This is a genomic window from Pseudomonas spelaei (assembly GCF_009724245.1).
GTDB lineage: Bacteria > Pseudomonadota > Gammaproteobacteria > Pseudomonadales > Pseudomonadaceae > Aquipseudomonas > Aquipseudomonas spelaei.
Genome location: NZ_WNNK01000021.1, coordinates 101,003 through 117,232, shown reverse-complemented (window position 1 = coordinate 117,232; position 16,230 = coordinate 101,003). Strand labels below are relative to the sequence as shown.

Annotated in this window: 13 protein-coding genes; 3 read left to right on the top strand and 10 right to left on the bottom strand. The window is 60.1% G+C overall.

Annotation, left to right across the window (positions count from 1 at the left end):
* Nucleotides 1-19 precede the first annotated feature (19 nt).
* A complete protein-coding gene (locus tag GNF76_RS22415) occupies nt 20-1,330 on the bottom strand; it encodes a C4-dicarboxylate transporter DctA (protein ID WP_155585260.1) in 1,311 nt (436 codons plus the stop codon).
* A gap of 233 nt (nt 1,331-1,563) precedes the next feature.
* On the opposite strand from GNF76_RS22415, the gene GNF76_RS22410 reads away from it, so the two are divergent.
* Entirely contained in the window at nt 1,564-2,190 is a 627-nt protein-coding gene (locus GNF76_RS22410; protein WP_155585259.1) for a DNA-3-methyladenine glycosylase I, read from the top strand.
* Here GNF76_RS22410 and GNF76_RS22405 read toward each other — a convergent pair.
* From GNF76_RS22405 to GNF76_RS22375, 7 genes are all read right to left on the bottom strand, one after another.
* Entirely contained in the window at nt 2,187-2,588 is a 402-nt protein-coding gene (locus GNF76_RS22405; RefSeq protein ID WP_155585258.1) for a cupin domain-containing protein, read from the bottom strand. The genes GNF76_RS22410 and GNF76_RS22405 overlap by 4 nt on opposite strands.
* 84 nt (nt 2,589-2,672) lie before the next feature.
* Nucleotides 2,673-4,106 (bottom strand): MocR-like pyridoxine biosynthesis transcription factor PdxR, encoded by a 1,434-nt coding sequence (gene pdxR, locus GNF76_RS22400; RefSeq protein ID WP_155585257.1) that lies wholly within the window; start codon nt 4,104-4,106, stop codon nt 2,673-2,675.
* A gap of 72 nt (nt 4,107-4,178) precedes the next feature.
* Nucleotides 4,179-4,946 (bottom strand): SDR family oxidoreductase, encoded by a 768-nt coding sequence (locus GNF76_RS22395; protein WP_155585256.1) that lies wholly within the window; start codon nt 4,944-4,946, stop codon nt 4,179-4,181.
* A 16-nt stretch (nt 4,947-4,962) separates the two neighbouring features.
* Nucleotides 4,963-6,030, bottom strand: coding sequence for a phosphotransferase family protein (locus GNF76_RS22390; protein WP_155585255.1), 1,068 nt, complete (start codon nt 6,028-6,030; stop codon nt 4,963-4,965).
* A gap of 138 nt (nt 6,031-6,168) precedes the next feature.
* A complete protein-coding gene (locus tag GNF76_RS22385) occupies nt 6,169-8,049 on the bottom strand; it encodes a pilus assembly protein TadG-related protein (protein WP_155585254.1) in 1,881 nt (626 codons plus the stop codon).
* A 120-nt stretch (nt 8,050-8,169) separates the two neighbouring features.
* The gene (locus GNF76_RS22380) at nt 8,170-9,120 is read right to left on the bottom strand and encodes a 2-hydroxyacid dehydrogenase (protein WP_155585253.1); all 951 of its coding nucleotides are present in this window, start codon (nt 9,118-9,120) and stop codon (nt 8,170-8,172) included.
* A gap of 132 nt (nt 9,121-9,252) precedes the next feature.
* Complete coding sequence (locus tag GNF76_RS22375) at nt 9,253-9,789, bottom strand: cysteine hydrolase family protein (RefSeq protein ID WP_155585252.1); 537 nt, start codon at nt 9,787-9,789, stop codon at nt 9,253-9,255.
* Between the two features lie 392 nt (nt 9,790-10,181).
* Between GNF76_RS22375 and GNF76_RS22370 the strand changes: the two genes are divergently transcribed.
* Nucleotides 10,182-11,459, top strand: coding sequence for an HAAAP family serine/threonine permease (locus GNF76_RS22370; protein WP_155585251.1), 1,278 nt, complete (start codon nt 10,182-10,184; stop codon nt 11,457-11,459).
* Nucleotides 11,460-11,706: 247 nt separating this feature from the next.
* Here the strand turns inward: GNF76_RS22370 and acnB are convergent, their stop codons facing one another.
* On the bottom strand, nt 11,707-14,307 hold the full coding sequence (acnB, locus tag GNF76_RS22365; RefSeq protein WP_178123494.1) for a bifunctional aconitate hydratase 2/2-methylisocitrate dehydratase: 2,601 nt from the start codon (nt 14,305-14,307) through the stop codon (nt 11,707-11,709).
* A 392-nt stretch (nt 14,308-14,699) separates the two neighbouring features.
* On the opposite strand from acnB, the gene GNF76_RS22360 reads away from it, so the two are divergent.
* Nucleotides 14,700-15,170, top strand: a complete 471-nt coding sequence (locus GNF76_RS22360) for a DUF1289 domain-containing protein (protein ID WP_155585249.1) — start codon at nt 14,700-14,702, stop codon at nt 15,168-15,170.
* Between the two features lie 61 nt (nt 15,171-15,231).
* Here the strand turns inward: GNF76_RS22360 and GNF76_RS22355 are convergent, their stop codons facing one another.
* A complete protein-coding gene (locus GNF76_RS22355; RefSeq protein ID WP_155585248.1) occupies nt 15,232-16,095 on the bottom strand; it encodes a universal stress protein in 864 nt (287 codons plus the stop codon).
* Nucleotides 16,096-16,230 lie beyond the last annotated feature (135 nt).

Genomic DNA, 16,230 nt, shown 5'->3' with positions numbered 1-16,230 from the left:
GAGCGGCTACAGGGTTCAGTTAGAACTCTTGATGGGCCGGCAGCACCGGCTTCTTCGCCTGGAACGCGTACCCTTGTTGTCCATCCAGCACCTTGTTGGCCCTCTGGATATCGATGTCTTTTTCCCAGCGAGCAATGGCTACGGTGGCGACGCAGTTGCCGATCAAGTTGGTCAGCGCCCGGCCAATCCCCATGAACCAATCCACCGCCAATACCAGCACCAAACCCACCACCGGAATTGCCGGAATCGCGGTAAGCGTGGCCGCCAGAATCACCAGCGCCGAGCCCGGAATGCCGTGGGCGCCTTTGGAGGTGATCAGCGACACCAGCAAGATGGTCAACAGGTCGGTCATCGACAGCGGCGTACCGGTGGCGTTAGCGATAAACACGATCGCCAGGGTCAGGTAGATCGAAAAACCGTCGAGGTTGAACGAGTAACCCGTGGGAATCACCAGGCCGACGGTGGAGCTGCCGATGCCGAGGTGTTCCAGTTTACGCATGATCTGTGGCAGCACCGCATCAGAGGAAGCGGTACCCAGCACGATCAGTAGTTCCTCGCGCAGGTACTTGAGGAACGGCAACATCCGCAGGCCCGACAGGCGCATCACCAGGCCGAGAATCAACGCAACGAAGACAAAGCAGGTCAGGTAGAACAGGCCTACCAGGCTACCCAGGTGTTGCAGTGAGTCGAGGCCGTACTGGCTGGTGGTGAAGGCGATGGCGCCGAACACGCCGATAGGCGCCAGGCGCACGATCATGCCCATGATGCGGAAGATCACGTGGCTCAGTTCATTGATCAGCCGCGAGATACCAGAAGCCGCTTCGCCCACCAGGTTCAAGGCACTGCCGAACAGCACCGAGAACAGCAGCACTTGCAGCACGTTGTTCTCGGCGAAGGCGCCGATTACCGAGTTGGGGATCAGTTCCATCAGGAACTGGCTGGTGCCCTTGATGTGCTGGCCGCGGTCGGCAAGTTCATTGAGGCCGGCGGAGGACAGTTGGTCCAAGTGGATATTGGCGCCGGTGCCGATGCCGCTGCTGAAGGCCATGATCAGGCCGATCACCAGGGCGATGGTGGTCAGCACTTCAAAGTAGATCACCGACTTAAGCCCGATGCGCCCGACCTTTTTCAAGTCGCCCGCGCCGGAAATGCCGCTGACCACCACGCAGAACACGATCAGGCCGATCAGCATTTTGATCAGCTTGATAAAGCCGTCACCGAGGGGTTTGAGTTGCGAAGAAAACTCGGGAAGGGCCAGGCCGCAAATAACCCCGAGGATCAGGCCAATCACGACTTGCAGGAAAATCGAACGCGAGCACCATCTGAGCATGGGAAGGATCTCTATTCGGTGCCCTGGTGGTTCCAGGGCTTAATTGTTGTGGTCTTACCGGTAAGTCCAGTGCGGGGCCAGTCTACGCAGGGTTTTTTTCAAATCTCAAGTAAATAATCGACGCTTGGTGCGTGCCGGTCTGACCAGTTGGTCGGTAAGGCTGATGCTTGAGCGGTTGGCGGTGTGCAAAGTTTTTTCGCTTATCATCTGGCGCTTGGCCAGAAAGGTGAGCGATGGATATTTCAGGACTGATAACCCACGAAGGTGTCACCCACTGCGCATGGCGCACATCGGCGGCTGAATACCGCGACTACCATGATCACGAATGGGGTGTGCCGGTCGCCGACGACATTCAATTGTTCGAGAAGATCTGCCTGGAAGGTTTCCAGGCGGGCATGGCGTGGATCACCATTCTGCGCAAGCGGGAGAACTTCAGGCGGGCGTTCGAGGGTTTTGATTATCACCGGGTGGCGCAGTACACCGAGGAGGATATTCAGCGCTTGATGGCGGATCCGGGCATTGTGCGCAATCGGGCCAAGATCGTGTCGGTGATCAACAATGCGCGGCGGGCGCGTGAGCTGGTGGAGGAAACCGGGTCGCTGGCGGCCTGGATGTGGTCGTTCGAACCCGCTGCCGATGAGCGTCCGGCGGTGGTCGACCTGGCTTACTGGACGGCCAATCCTACCTCGGTGGCGTCGATACGCTTATCCAGGGCCCTGAAGAAGCGGGGCTGGACCTTTGTCGGGCCGACCACGATGTATGCCTTGATGCAGGCGATGGGCATGGTCAACGACCATTTGGACGGTTGCATCTGCCGGCAGCACATCGAGGAGCTCCGCCGGCAGTTCAAACGCCCTTAATGGGCCAGCGGCGTCAGCACTTCGGCCTTGTCATCCATCACCATGACCACCAGCAGTTTGGCCGGTTTGGTCTGGCTGGCATTGCTCGATTCAAAGTGCCGGGAGCCTGCGGGTTCATAGAAAGACTGACCCACCTTGTAGGTAATTGCCTTTTCATCGTTGACCCGCGAGGTGATCTCGCCTTCCAGCACATAAGCCACGGCCGTGCCGGTGTGGCTGTGGGGCACGGTGGCCTGGCCGGGCGCGTAGTCCACGGTGAGCATGATGGTTTTTTTGCCGGGCACGTTGGTCAGCGCATGCTCCTGCAGCACGTTGATTTTTTCCTGGTTGTAGACCGGGTCGTGGGCAAAGGCGCTGAACGAGGCCAGCAGAAGGGCGGTGCCGAGCAGTACTTTCATGACGAGGCTTCCGAGTAGTTCCAGACCCGTTCACCCTAAGCCCCGCAACACGCCTGGCCAATAGCCAATTTTGCGCAAAAGTCCTCAGCCAATGTGCAGCAGGATATCCCGCACCTTGTCCAGGGCCGGGTCGATATCCAGGGTCTCAATGGCCCCGAAGCCAATCATCAACCCCTCGCGTACCGGTGCTTCATGGAAGAATGCACTCAGCGGGTAGAGCCCTACGTCCACCTTGCGCGCCAGCTCCACGAGCAACGGAATGTTCACCGCCACCTTGCACAATGCGGTCATATGGAAGCCAGCGACGGTGGGCACGACCTCGAACCAGGGCGAAAGGTCGCCGGCCAGGCGGGCGAGAATGCGTTCCCGGCGACCGGCGTACACCGTGTGACAGCGTCGTATGTGCTTGAGCAAGTAGCCTTCGCTGATGAACTTGGCCAGCGCCCACTGAGGCAGGGTCGAGCTGTGCTGGTCGCTCAGTTGCTTGGCCTTGACGACGGCTGCGAATATGGCCGGTGGCAGTACCGTGTAGCCCAGTCGTAATTCGGGTAGCAAGGTTTTCGAGAAGGTCCCGACGTAGGCGACCACACCGCGAGTGTCCATGCTTTGCAGGGAATCGGTGGGGCGGCCTTCGTAGCGGAACTCACTGTCGTAGTCGTCCTCGATGACGATTGCGCCCAGCGTGACGGCCCGTGTCAGCAAGGCTTCACGGCGTGACAGGCTCATGGGCATACCCAGGGGGAACTGATGAGACGGTGTCACGTAGATCAGTCGCGTACCGTCGGGAATCAAGTCGACCAGCAGGCCTTGCTCGTCCACCGGTACGCCCATCACCGTCGCGCCCATGGCCTCGAACATCAGTCGTGCCGGCGTGTAGCCGGGATCTTCCATGGCGACGATGCTGCCCGGTTCCAGTACTACGCGCGCGATCAGGTCCAAGGCCTGCTGGGCTCCGTTGGTGACCACAATGTCCTCATCCCGGCATTTCACCCCACGGGAAAAGGCAACGTGCCCGGCGATAGCACTGCGTAACGCCGGCAAACCTTCGGGCTGGCTGTAGAAACCGCTGCTCTGGGCGATTCGGCGCAAGGCGTCCTGGGTGCAGCGGCGCCATTCGTCCTGGGGGAACTGGCTACGGGTGGTGGCGCCGCCAATAAAATCCTGGCGTGGACGAGCGTCCTGGTTGGGATGACCCAGAAGTGAAGGCAGCGCTTGCCATTTGGCCAGCGTGTCGGCGCAGGCGAGGTCGGCGGCACGCTGCACGTGTTCGGCGCGTGTCGCCCAGGCATTGACGAACGTGCCCCGGCCGATCTTGCCGATCAGCAAGCCTTCGTAGGTCAGTGAGGCGTAGGTATCGGAAACGGTCTTGCGCGAAACACCCAATTGCTCGGCCAGCAGGCGGCTGGGGGGCAGTTGCGCACCGGCCGCCAGGCGGCCTGACTCGATGGCCGTGCGCAATTGCTGGTAAAGCTGTTCAGCCAGGTCCTTGCGGCCCTTGATAACAACGTGCAGTTCCATGTTTCATCCTGAGGAGATCAATCCCCTGCAAGATTACCGCAAGCCGCCGTTACAGGAGCGCTCCAAGACAAGTCAGGACAGGAAACCGCCGTCCACATTCAGCGATACACCTGTGGTGTAGCTCGACGCATCACTGGCCAGGTACAGCACGGCACCCGCCATTTCACTCGGCGCAGCCACGCGCTTGAGTGGGATCTGTTGCAGGGCCATTTTCAGGATCGAATCGTTCTTCACCAGGGCCGAGGCGAACTTGGTGTCGGTCAGGCCGGGCAGCAGCGCGTTGCAACGAATGCCGAACTGCGCGCATTCCTTGGCGAACACTTTCGTCATGTTGATCACTGCGGCCTTGGTCACCGAGTAGATGCCCTGGAAGTGCCCCGGCGAAATGCCGTTGATCGACGCCACGTTGATGATGCTGCCACCGCCGTTTTCACGCATCAGCTTGCCGGCTTCCACCGACATGAAGAAGTAGCCACGGATGTTCACGTCGACGGTTTTCTGGAACGCGCCGAGGTCGGTGTCCAGCACGTTGCAGAACTGCGGGTTGGTGGCGGCGTTGTTGACCAGGATATCCAGGCGCCCGAACTGTTCGCGGATGCCGGCAAACACCTGGGTGATCTGCTCCATCTCGCCGATATGGCAGGCAATCGCCGTGGCCTTGCCACCGTCGGCGATGATTGCGTCGGCGACGTGTTGGCAGCCGTCGATCTTGCGGCTGGAGACGATCACATGCGCGCCTTGCTGGGCCAACAGCTTGGCAATGGCCTCGCCGATACCGCGGCTGGCGCCGGAAACGAAAGCAATCTTGCCGTCGAGGTCGAACAACTGGGTCTTGGACATGGTGGTTCCTTGTGGGTCAGAGCGCGGATTTGCCGATGACGCTCAGGCTCATTTGCTCCAGCAGCTTGTTCATCTGGATGAACTGCGCAAAGCGTTTGTCCTGGGTCTGGCCATGGAAGAAGCGGTAGTAGATCTGCTGCACGATGCCGGCCAGGCGGAACAGGCCGTAGGTGTAGTAGAAGTCGAAATTGTCGATCTGGACGCCTGAGCGTTCGGCGTAGTAATCGACGAACTGGCGGCGGGTGAGCATCCCTGGCGCATTGCTCGGCTGGCGGCGGGTCAATTGCACGGGGGCGGGGTCGCCGGCTTCGATCCAGTAGGCGAGGGTGTTGCCCAGGTCCATCAACGGGTCGCCCAGGGTGGTCAGTTCCCAATCCAGCACGCCGATGATCTGCATCGGGTTGTGCGGGTCGAGGATCACGTTATCGAAGCGGTAGTCGTTGTGCACGATGCTGGACGTGGGGTGGTCGGCGGGCATCTTGTCGTTGAGCCAGGCGCGTACGGTTTCCCAACTGGGCGCATCGGGGGTCAGGGCTTTTTCGTAGCGGTCGCTCCAGCCGCGAATCTGCCGTTCGACGTAACCTTCAGGCTTGCCCAGGTCGGCCAGGCCGCAGGCGGTGTAGTCCACCTGGTGCAGCTCGACAAACTTGTCGATAAAGCTTTTGCACAAGGCTTCGGTCTTGGCCGCGTCCAGGCCGAGTTCCGGCGGCAGGTCCGAGCGCAGGATGATGCCGTTGACCCGCTCCATCACATAGAACTCGGCGCCGATCACCGATTCGTCGGTGCAGTGCACATAGGCCTTGGGGCAGTACGGGAAACCGTCCTTGAGCTGATTGAGAATCCGGTATTCGCGGCCCATGTCATGGGCGGACTTGGCCTTGTGGCCAAAGGGCGGGCGACGCAGGACGAACTCCTGGCCCGGGTATTCCAGCAGGTAGGTCAGGTTGGACGCGCCACCCGGGAACTGGCTGATTTTAGGGGTGCCATCGAGGCCCGGGATATGGGCCTTGAGGTAGGGATCGATGAGGCTGACATCAAGTTCTTCGCCTGGGCGAATCCGGGTCGATTGGTCGTTAAGCGCCATGCTTATCCCTTCTGCTTATTCTAAAGGCCTTGGACTATTGGCTAATCTAATGCGCGCAGCCGCCCGGCCACAAGGTCGGGGCGGCTTAATAGGCTAGCGTGTTGGCCGATGATCAGTGTTCCTGATGTGCCTGAAGACTCAGATCACCAGGACCGCACGACCACCGGGGTTGCAGGACAGGTTGGCACCGATTTCGACTTTTGCCAGGTCGATGCCCAGGCCGGCGAGGAGGTTGTTGACGATAGGGTCGAGCAGGGGGCCGAGGACGCCGGAGATAAGGCCACTCAACAGGTTCAGCACACCGCTCAGCAGGCCTGTGACAACCCCCAGCAGCAGGCTCAGAAGGCTGTCGACGATCGGTACATGACTGATGAACTTGATACCGGCGAGGGTGCTGCTGAGGCTGCCGACCACGTTGTTGGCGGTGAAGCTGTAGAAACTTGGCGGTTGCTTGACCTCCGGCGGCATGTCGAACACATGGGGCTTGCTGGTTTGAGCGATGGGACTGTCGATTTTCAGGCCCAGGCCGCCTCCGGTAAAGGCTTGGCGGGTACAGGGCTTGCTGCCTGCACAGGTGATCATGCCGACATCCACCACCGGGAACTCGTCGACGCTCAGGTCTTTGCTGGAGGAGAACAGATTGGCGGGGTCAATCTGGCCAATCATCAGGCGAACGGCTGATGTGGTACCGACCACGGACAGTGATTTTTTCTGTGGGTCTGTACAGCTGTAGTCTGTGACATAGCTGCTGCCGCTGGCGGCCTCCAGGGCAACATTGAGGTGTTGGCCGATTTTCAGGCTGATCCTGGAGTCCGAGTTACCCAGCAACGCATTCAATAGGCCAATGGTACCGTCGAGAAGATCGTTCACTACCCCAACGATGGGCAGGTCCACGGTGACCAGCGTCCTGACCTGCGCTGTGCGTACATAGATTTGATTCGGTCCGCGCGGGTCCTTCCTGGCCAGTTCCGGGTTGCCGATCGCCGAGACTTGAGGCGGCGATATGACCTTGGTCTGAACCTTTACGCCGAGCAACCCCAGCACATTCACTGGCAATTCTGCGGCCACGGCACTTTCCTTGTTCGACAGTTGTACAAAGCCCTGGATCAGGTTGAACAGTTGCAGGTTCACATCGAGGGCTGCCTTGTCGAGGCCGGCCTGGATGTTCAGCAAGTCCTTGAGGTGCAGGATCTCGGTGCCGGCCGCGATCAGCTTGATGGCCTCCAGGCTGTTGATGATCACCTTGATCCCGTCGCCACCTCGTTGAAGCACATCAATGGCAGCCTGGATCAGTTGGCCCACGGTGGCGTCGGTATTGAGCAACTTGTCGTAGTTGCCGGCACTGACGTGCAGTTCAATGGCCAGGGCGTCGAGGTAGCTGAGCAGGTTGATGTCGGTGTTGATCAGGCCTTGCCAGCCCAGGGCGTCGATCTTCAACTTGCCGCCCAGCAGTCCGCCGATCAGTCCATTCAAGATTTCGGACTTGCTGCTGTCCACAGTCAGCAAGGTACTGCGTACCGTCAGTGTCGCCATTGGCGGCAAGGGCACAGCAGCCACCGCAACCGCCGTCAGTTGCGTCGTGAGATCAGCACGGCCGGTAGTGAACAAGGCGCGGATGCCACCGGCAATACTGGTGGTGACGCGATGCTTGGCGATGACCTGAATGGCGTCGGCCTTGAGCGGATCGGCATTGAAGGTGCGCAGGAAGCTGGCGCCCGTGACCAGCGTGCCGCAGGCAATGGTCAAGGTGCGGTTATCGTCGAGGGTAAAGTTATTGCGCGCAGCGCTTTCCCGGGCAAACACCACCGCGTTATTGGCCGGGGCGGCGCAGGTACCGCCACGGCTCACGGCTTCCAGGGCCGCCGTATCGACGACCCGCTGCAACTTGCGTTTTTCCAGGTACAACCGACCGCTATCGACCACGACCAACAGCAACAACAGCGCGAGTCCGAGGGTCAGCGCGCCCATCAGCCCGATCACACCGCGTTGGCGGGCCGGGCCTGATCCATGGCGAAACATACTGCGTCCTTCGCCAGTCCTGCACCGGCGTCCTGAGGTTCCCCGGAAGCAGTGTAGTCAAGATCTGGAAAGTTGCTGGCCATGAGCCATTATTTGTTTCGATAAAGGTTTTCGACAGTTTCAGTTCGCGGGTGGCAGTGCCACCGGGGTCAATACGGGGCGGCCTGCGAAGTATTCCATCAGGTTATCCGCCACCCGTTGCACCGTGTCATGAGCTGCCTCGGGCGACAAACCGGCGACATGGGGCGTCAGCACGGTATTGCTCAGGTGCTTGAGGGCATCTGGCACCTGGGGCTCATCATCGAACACATCCAGCGCCGCGCCGCCGATGCGTCGTTGCTCCAGGGCGCTGATCAAGTCGGCGGTGACAATCACACTGCCCCGGGCGATGTTCACCAGAAAACCGTGGGGCCCCAGAGCGTCCAGGGCCTGGCGGTCGATCAAGTGCCGTGTCGTGGCGCCGCCGGGGGTGGCCAGGATCAGAAAGTCCGAGGCTCGTGCCAGCTCCAGCGGGGTCGAGCAGTAGGTGTAGTCCACATCATCCCGGGGTTGGCGGCTGTGGTAGCTGACTTCCATGCCGAAACCCAGTGCTGCGCGTTTGGCAATCTCCATGCCCACCGCGCCCAGCCCGAGAATGCCCAGCTGTTTTCCCGACAGGGAAGGGCGCATGACCTTGGGCCATTCGCTGCGTCGCACCGCTGCGTCTGCCCGGGGAATATCCCGCACCAGCGACAACAGCAACGCCATGGCGTGATCGGCTACCGACGGTGCATTCACCCCGGCGCCATTGGTCACCACAATCCCTCGGTTACTGGCGGCCTGCAGGTCTACGTGCTCGTAGCCGGCGCCAATCACACAGATGATTTCCAGCAACGGCAGGGCGGCGATTTCCTCGGCGTACAGACCCAGCGGCCCACGGGTCAGCACCGCCTGGATTTGCCCGCCGTGGGCCTTGATCGCCAGGGCGCGTTCGGCTGGCGTGGGGGCCAGGATCACGTGAAAGCCATTGCCTTCGATGAGCGGCAGGTAGTCGTTGATGGTTTCAACCAGGACCAGAACAGTGATGGGCATGCGAAGGCTCTTCCTGAAGGCTTTGATGGCGTCAGTATGCGACATTTCCTTGGCCTGAATCCCGCGTCTGATGAAGAAAAATCTGATGCGCGCAGGGTAAATATCTCCCTGCGTGCATCCATGATCTGGATGTCAGGCCCAGACCTCTGCCGCCTTGACGCATTTCACAAATGCCCCGGACAGGGTTGCATTGTGATGCTCGATAATCGTCTCGGCCGATAACACCGGGGTGTCCATGCACGTGTGGCCGTCTTCCGGCAGCACTACCGAAAAGCCCAGTTCTACCGCTACCCGGCAAGTCGTGTCGATGCAGTACTGGGTCTTCATTCCGACAAGCACCAGATCATTGATCTGCGCTGCCGCCAGTTGCTGGGCCAAATGAGTGCCCAGAAAGCAACTGGGGTGGGTTTTGTTGAAGACCGTGTCCTGAGCTTCATCAACGTCCAGTGCTGGCCATAGCTGCCAGAGCGGACTACCGGCTTCGATGGGAGAACCGGTCGGGCCTGTATGACGGGCAGCGTAGACTGGGATACCTGCTCGCCGGGCGCGATGAATCAACTGGTTGATGGTGTCGAGTACCCGCTCACGGTCGAACGGTTTTTCCGGCCCATCGTACAGGCCGACTTGCATATCAATAATCAGCAGGGCGGTGCGTTTGGCGTCATGCATGAGGTTGCTCCATCGTGTTGCCAGGTGGACAGAGCAAGAAAAGGCCCCGTCCATTGCTGGCGGGGCCTTGGGTGTTGCGGGTGACTTGGTTTAGCTCAAGCGCCACTCACAACCACCGCACGACCCGCCAGAAGCGGTCGTGGTGGTGGTACGGGTGAGGGCCAGCTGAAGAATGTTCATGGGCCGATCATGCTTGGCCTGGCTCGGTGCTGTCAACGTGCCAGCCACCTTCGGATACCTGCACCGCACAACCATTCCTCAGCTAAGTCTTTGCTTATTCAAGCGAATCCCGGACAATCGCGCCCCTGTTACGGTGAGGGCGCTGTCTATCGGACTTTTCCGAGCCGTCCCCCACTGTGTGGCAATGAACCGGAATGCGGAGATCCGACCGGATGAATGATCAGGCCAATAGCGTCGACGAACGCTACGCAACGACACCTGCAACCCTCACAAGCTGGAGCCGCCAGGACACCACCTGGATGCTTGGCCTGTTCGGCACGGCCATCGGCGCCGGTACCTTGTTTTTGCCCATCAACGCAGGCCTGGGCGGCTTCTGGCCGCTGTTGGTGCTGGCGGTCCTGGCCTTTCCGATGACGTTCTATGCGCACCGTGGCCTGACCCGCTTCGTGCTCTCGGGCCGTGAAGGTTCGGACATCACCGAAGTGGTTGAAGAGCATTTCGGGATCAAGGCCGGTGCGCTGATCACCTTGCTGTACTTCTTTGCGATCTTCCCGATCCTGCTGATCTACAGCGTCGCCCTGACCAACACCGTCGGCAGTTTCCTTGAACACCAACTGCACATCACGCCGCCGCCACGGGCGATTCTGTCGTTTGTACTGATCCTCGGCCTGCTGGCCGTAGTGCGTTGTGGCGAGCAGGTGATCGTCAAGGCCATGAGCCTGATGGTGTATCCGTTTATCGTCGCCTTGCTGTTCCTGGCGGTGTTCCTGGTTCCTCACTGGAACGGCGGCATCCTCAGCACCGCCAGCACGCTGCCGGCGCCGTCGGCCTTGCTGCACACGCTGTGGCTGGCGATTCCGGTGATGGTGTTCTCGTTCAACCATTCGCCGATCATCTCGGCCTTTGCCGTTGACCAGAAGCGTCGTTATGGTGAACACGCCGAAGAGCGCAGCTCGCAGATCCTGTCCCGCGCCCACCTGCTGATGGTGGCGATGGTGCTGTTCTTCGTCTTCAGTTGCGTGCTGACCCTGTCGCCAGCGCAATTGGCCGAAGCCAAGGCGCAGAACCTGTCGATCCTGTCCTACCTGGCCAACCACTTCAGCAACCCGACCATCGCGTTTGCCGCGCCGTTGATTGCGTTCGTGGCCATTGCCAAGTCGTTCCTGGGCCACTACATCGGTGCCAGCGAAGGCCTGAAGGGCCTGATCGTCAAGAGCGGCCGCCGTCCCGGGCCCAAGGCTCTGGACCGCATGACCGCAGCCTTCATGCTGGTGGTGTGCTGGATCGTCGCCACGCTCAACCCAAGCATCCTGGGCATGATCGAGACCCTGGGCGGGCCGATCATTGCGTCGATCCTGTTCTTGATGCCGATGTACGCCATTCGCAAGGTGCCGGCCATGGCCAAGTACCGTGGGCAGGCATCGAATGTGTTTGTGACGGCGGTAGGCCTGGTGGCGATTACGGCGTTGGTGTATTCGTTTGTAGCGTAAAGCTTTCTGGGTTCAGGAGCTGATAAAGGCCGATCCGCGTTGCGGGTTGGCCTTTTTTATATCTGCAAGGTTGGTGTCGTTTGGTCCGGCCCCATCGCGGGCAAGCCCGGCTCCCACAGGGGTACGCATTTCAAATGTGGGAGCCGGGCTTGCCCGCGATGGGGCCGGAGCAGGCAACAACTTTCTTCCAGGCATAAAAAAACGCCGCGTACCTTGCGATACGCGGCGCCTTCTACATCAACAAACCTTAGGCTTGAACCACCGGAATGTTGGCGTTTGCAGCCGCTTCACGGAACTCAGCGATCTGGTCAAAACTCAGGTAGCGATACACATCGCTGGCCATGGTGTTGATTTCCTTCGCGTAGGCCATGTACTCCTCGACGGTCGGCAGGCGACCCAGGATGGACGCAACCGATGCCAGCTCGGCCGAAGCCAGGTAGACGTTCGCGCCATCACCCAGACGGTTCGGGAAGTTACGGGTCGACGTCGACACCACGGTGGAGTTCGGTTCAACGCGCGCCTGGTTACCCATGCACAGCGAGCAGCCCGGCATTTCCATGCGCGCACCAGCCTTGCCGTAGATGCCGTAGTAGCCTTCTTCGGTCAACTGGTGAGCGTCCATCTTGGTCGGCGGCGACAGCCACAGACGGGTTGGCAGCTGACCCTTGACCTGTTCCAGCAGCTTACCGGCAGCGCGGAAGTGACCGATGTTGGTCATGCACGAACCGATGAACACTTCGTCGATCTTCTCGCCTTGTACCGAAGACAGCAGACGGGCGTCATCCGGATCGTTTGGCGCGCAGAGCACAGGCTCCTTGATGTCGGCCAGGTCGATCTCGATGATTTCGGCGTATTCGGCGTCGGCATCGGCCACCATCAGCTCAGGGTTGGCAACCCAGGCTTCCATCGCTTGGGCGCGACGTTCCAGGGTACGCGCATCGCCGTAGCCTTCGCCGATCATCCAGCGCAGCAGGGTGATGTTGGAGTTCAGGTACTCGGTGATCGATTCTTTCGACAGCTTGATGGTGCAACCGGCAGCCGAACGTTCGGCCGAAGCGTCGGACAGCTCGAAAGCCTGCTCGATGCTCAGGTTGTCCAGGCCTTCGATTTCGAGGATGCGGCCGGAGAAGGCGTTCTTCTTGCCTTTCTTCTCTACGGTCAGCAGGCCAGCCTGGATCGCGTAGTAAGGAATGGCATGAACCAGGTCACGCAGGGTGATACCCGGTTGCATTTCGCCTTTGAAGCGCACCAGGATCGATTCCGGCATGTCCAGCGGCATAACGCCAGTGGCGGCGGCAAACGCTACCAGGCCGGAACCGGCTGGGAACGAGATGCCCATTGGGAAACGGGTGTGGGAGTCACCACCGGTACCGACGGTATCCGGCAGCAGCATACGGTTCAGCCAGCTGTGGATGATGCCGTCACCCGGACGCAGCGATACACCGCCACGGGTCATGATGAAGTCAGGCAGGGTGTGGTGGGTGGTCACGTCGATCGGCTTTGGATAGGCCGCGGTGTGGCAGAACGACTGCATCACCAGATCGGTGGAGAAGCCCAGGCACGCCAGGTCTTTGAGTTCATCACGGGTCATTGGACCGGTGGTGTCCTGGGAGCCGACGGTGGTCATCTTCGGTTCGCAGTAGGTGCCTGGACGAACGCCGGCCACGCCGCATGCCTTGCCGACCATTTTCTGCGCCAGGGTGTAGCCCTTGTCGCTTTCAGCCGGCGCTTCCGGCAGCTTGAACAGGGTCGACGGTGGCAGACCCAGCTCAACGCGAGCCTTCTCGGTCAGGCCACGGCCGATGATCAGCGGGATACGACCGCCAGCACGGACTTCGTCCAACAGCACCGGGGTCTTCATTTCGAAGGTGGTCAGGACTTCATCGCTGTTGTGCTTGGTGACTTTGCCAGCATGCGGGTACAGGTCGATCACGTCGCCCATGTTCATGTTGGTGACGTCGAATTCGATTGGCAGTGCGCCGGCATCTTCCATGGTGTTGTAGAAGATGGGAGCGATCTTGCTGCCGAAGCAGAAGCCGCCAGCGCGCTTGTTCGGGACATTGGGAACGTCGTCGCCGAAGAACCACAGCACCGAGTTGGTGGCCGATTTACGCGACGAACCGGTACCGACCACGTCACCGACGTAGGCGATCGGGAAGCCTTGGCCGCGCATTTCTTCGATCTGTTTCATCGGGCCGGTGACGCCTTGGACGTCAGGCACGATGCCTTCGCGGGCCATTTTCAGCATGGCCAGGGCGTGCAGCGGGATGTCCGGACGGGACCAGGCATCCGGGGCAGGGGACAGGTCGTCGGTGTTGGTTTCGCCGGTGACCTTGAACACGCGCAGGCTGATCTTGTCGGCCAGGACAGGGCGGTTCTTGAACCACTCGCCGTCGGCCCAGGACTGGATCACGTCTTTGGCGTGCTGGTTGCCGTTCTTGGCTTTTTCCGCGACGTCGTGGAACGCATCGAACATCAGCAGGGTGTGCTTGAGTTGGGCGGCCGCGACAGGCGCCAGCTCGGCGTCGTCCAGCAGCTCGACCAAAGTCACGATGTTATAGCCGCCTTGCATGGTGCCAAGCAGTTCAACAGCGCGTTTCTTGTCGATCAGGGGGGAAGTAGCTTCGCCCTTGGCCAGGGCAGACAGGAAACCGGCCTTGACGTAGGCAGCCTCGTCAACGCCTGGTGGAATGCGGTTGGTGATCAGGTCAACGAGGAAAGCTTCTTCGCCAGCCGGGGGATTTTTCAGCAGCTCGACCAGGCCTGCAGTTTGTTCGGCGTTAAGCGGCTGGGGAACGATACCCAGGGCTGCACGCTCTTCGATATGTTTGCGGTAGGCTTCAAGCACAGTTATTACCCTCATCAGTGGTCCCACGGGACGCTCATCCAGACATGCACGGCACGCATGCGCTCGGGGGCCTTTTGGGCCGTAGAGCCAGCGCTGCCGGCATTTCTCACAGAAGCTGCTTTCAAAGTTTTACGCCTGCAGAACGGAGCTGATGAGGGTTGGCGCTGGCTATTTATGGGGTAAATAACCGTCGCCAACACCGTTCTGAAGGAACGACTGTGCTCGTGACGCTTTGAAAACAGCTTCCAATGGATTATTGGCGCCTTACAAGGCCGGGTGATTCTACGGCAAAAAATTTCTAAACGTAAGTTGCTGCGCCAAGTTTGCGGGGTGATGAACCTTAGACAAAGGGCTAATATGGGCAACTGTTTCTGATTGGCGCGTTGTTGCCCATGTCCAACCAAACGATCAAAACCCCCTGCGTCGGCCTGTGTTCCACGGTCTACGGCGATCTTGTGTGCCGGGGCTGCAAGCGGTTCCACCATGAAGTGATCCAGTGGAACGGCTACAACGAGGAAGAAAAACGCGCGGTGTGGCTCAGGCTGGAGCAACTGTTGGTGCAGGTGATGGCCGGCAAACTGGAAGTGTTCGACCCGAAAATGCTGCGTTGGCAGTTGGAACAGCGAAAAATCCGCTTTGTCCCTCATCAGTCGGAGTACTGCTGGGCCTACCAGTTGATCGCGCGTGGTGCGCGGGTCATCACGAACCTGGAGGCCTACGGCATGGTGCTGATGCCGGAGTTTCGCGACTGGAACCTGCCCGAGCTGCGGGATGCCATTGATCGGGAATTTTTCATCCTTTCCGAAGCCCACTACCAGCGCTATATCGCGCCCGGGTTTCTCAAGGACGCGCTGGGGAACTGACTGACGCAGATCAAAATGTGGGAGCTGGCTTGCCTGCGATAACGGCTACACGTGCAGATCTTCAGGGTTTGGTGGCGAGTTCCTCCAGATGATCCATCAGCTCCTGGGGTTTGAGCACCAGTACATCACTTTCCAGCGCATCCAGTACCACCTCCGCAGTATTGCCGATCAATGCCCCCGAGAGCCCGGTACGCGCCACCGTGCCGATGATGGTGACCGCCGCCTGCCATACATGCGCCGCATGGGGAATCAGCACATCCGCCGGGCCTTCTTCGATGTGCAGGTGAAGGTCATCGATATCGAATTCGGCCTGGAATGCCTTGCATTGCTCGCGGTAGCGGGCTTCGATGGTCTCCTTGAGCTGGAACACCGGGTCCGCCGCCGAGAGCATTGGCGACGGATGGGCGCTGATTACATGCAACTGGGCCTTGGCCAGCCTGGCGATATCAAAGCCATGGTCGACGATGGTGTTGTGCAGCGCTTGATGCTCGCTGTCGGTGTTGCCCACGTCGATGGCTGCCAGGATGACGCCGCCGGCCCAGGGCGTGACGGTCTTGACCAGCAACACCGGAGTCGGGCAGTAACGCATCAGCTTCCAGTCAGCCGGTGTCAGCAGGGCCTTTTTCAACGGGCTGTCAGGGAAGTGCTGCTTGACCACCAGGCCGCAGCCCTCAGCCTGCTGCACATCGATGATGGTTTCATGCAGGCTGTCATTCCAGGCCTGCTCGGTGGTGACGCTGTAGCCGTCCTCCTGCAGGCCGGACTTGAGCAGGCTCAACATCGCCGAATGCTCATGCTTTTTATCGCAGACCAGCAAGTGCAGGTGCGCGCCAGTCACGCCGGCGATCAGCTTGGCGCGCTTGAGGGCCAGGCTTTCCGAATGCTCGGGCTCGATAATCACCAGGATGCTGCGGATGGCTTGCATGGTCGGGATCTCCGGAAAAGGGGCCTGGAACAACTATAGTTGCTGCTCGCCAGACGTCATGTTGACGTGCATCAAGGCCGGTGGCTGGTGGTCTGCGGCGCGCTCGGTATAATCGGCGCCCTTCGCTGTGAACCT

What these genes read in the sequence shown, in the direction of transcription:
- GNF76_RS22415 (WP_155585260.1), bottom strand. Translation starts at nt 1,330, where the DNA reads ATGCTCAGATGGTGCTCGCGTTCGATTTTCCTGCAAGTCGTGATTGGC.
- GNF76_RS22410 (WP_155585259.1), top strand. Translation starts at nt 1,564, where the DNA reads ATGGATATTTCAGGACTGATAACCCACGAAGGTGTCACCCACTGCGCA.
- GNF76_RS22405 (WP_155585258.1), bottom strand. Translation starts at nt 2,588, where the DNA reads ATGAAAGTACTGCTCGGCACCGCCCTTCTGCTGGCCTCGTTCAGCGCC.
- pdxR (WP_155585257.1), bottom strand. Translation starts at nt 4,106, where the DNA reads ATGGAACTGCACGTTGTTATCAAGGGCCGCAAGGACCTGGCTGAACAG.
- GNF76_RS22395 (WP_155585256.1), bottom strand. Translation starts at nt 4,946, where the DNA reads ATGTCCAAGACCCAGTTGTTCGACCTCGACGGCAAGATTGCTTTCGTT.
- GNF76_RS22390 (WP_155585255.1), bottom strand. Translation starts at nt 6,030, where the DNA reads ATGGCGCTTAACGACCAATCGACCCGGATTCGCCCAGGCGAAGAACTT.
- GNF76_RS22385 (WP_155585254.1), bottom strand. Translation starts at nt 8,049, where the DNA reads ATGTTTCGCCATGGATCAGGCCCGGCCCGCCAACGCGGTGTGATCGGG.
- GNF76_RS22380 (WP_155585253.1), bottom strand. Translation starts at nt 9,120, where the DNA reads ATGCCCATCACTGTTCTGGTCCTGGTTGAAACCATCAACGACTACCTG.
- GNF76_RS22375 (WP_155585252.1), bottom strand. Translation starts at nt 9,789, where the DNA reads ATGCATGACGCCAAACGCACCGCCCTGCTGATTATTGATATGCAAGTC.
- GNF76_RS22370 (WP_155585251.1), top strand. Translation starts at nt 10,182, where the DNA reads ATGAATGATCAGGCCAATAGCGTCGACGAACGCTACGCAACGACACCT.
- GNF76_RS22360 (WP_155585249.1), top strand. Translation starts at nt 14,700, where the DNA reads ATGTCCAACCAAACGATCAAAACCCCCTGCGTCGGCCTGTGTTCCACG.
- GNF76_RS22355 (WP_155585248.1), bottom strand. Translation starts at nt 16,095, where the DNA reads ATGCAAGCCATCCGCAGCATCCTGGTGATTATCGAGCCCGAGCATTCG.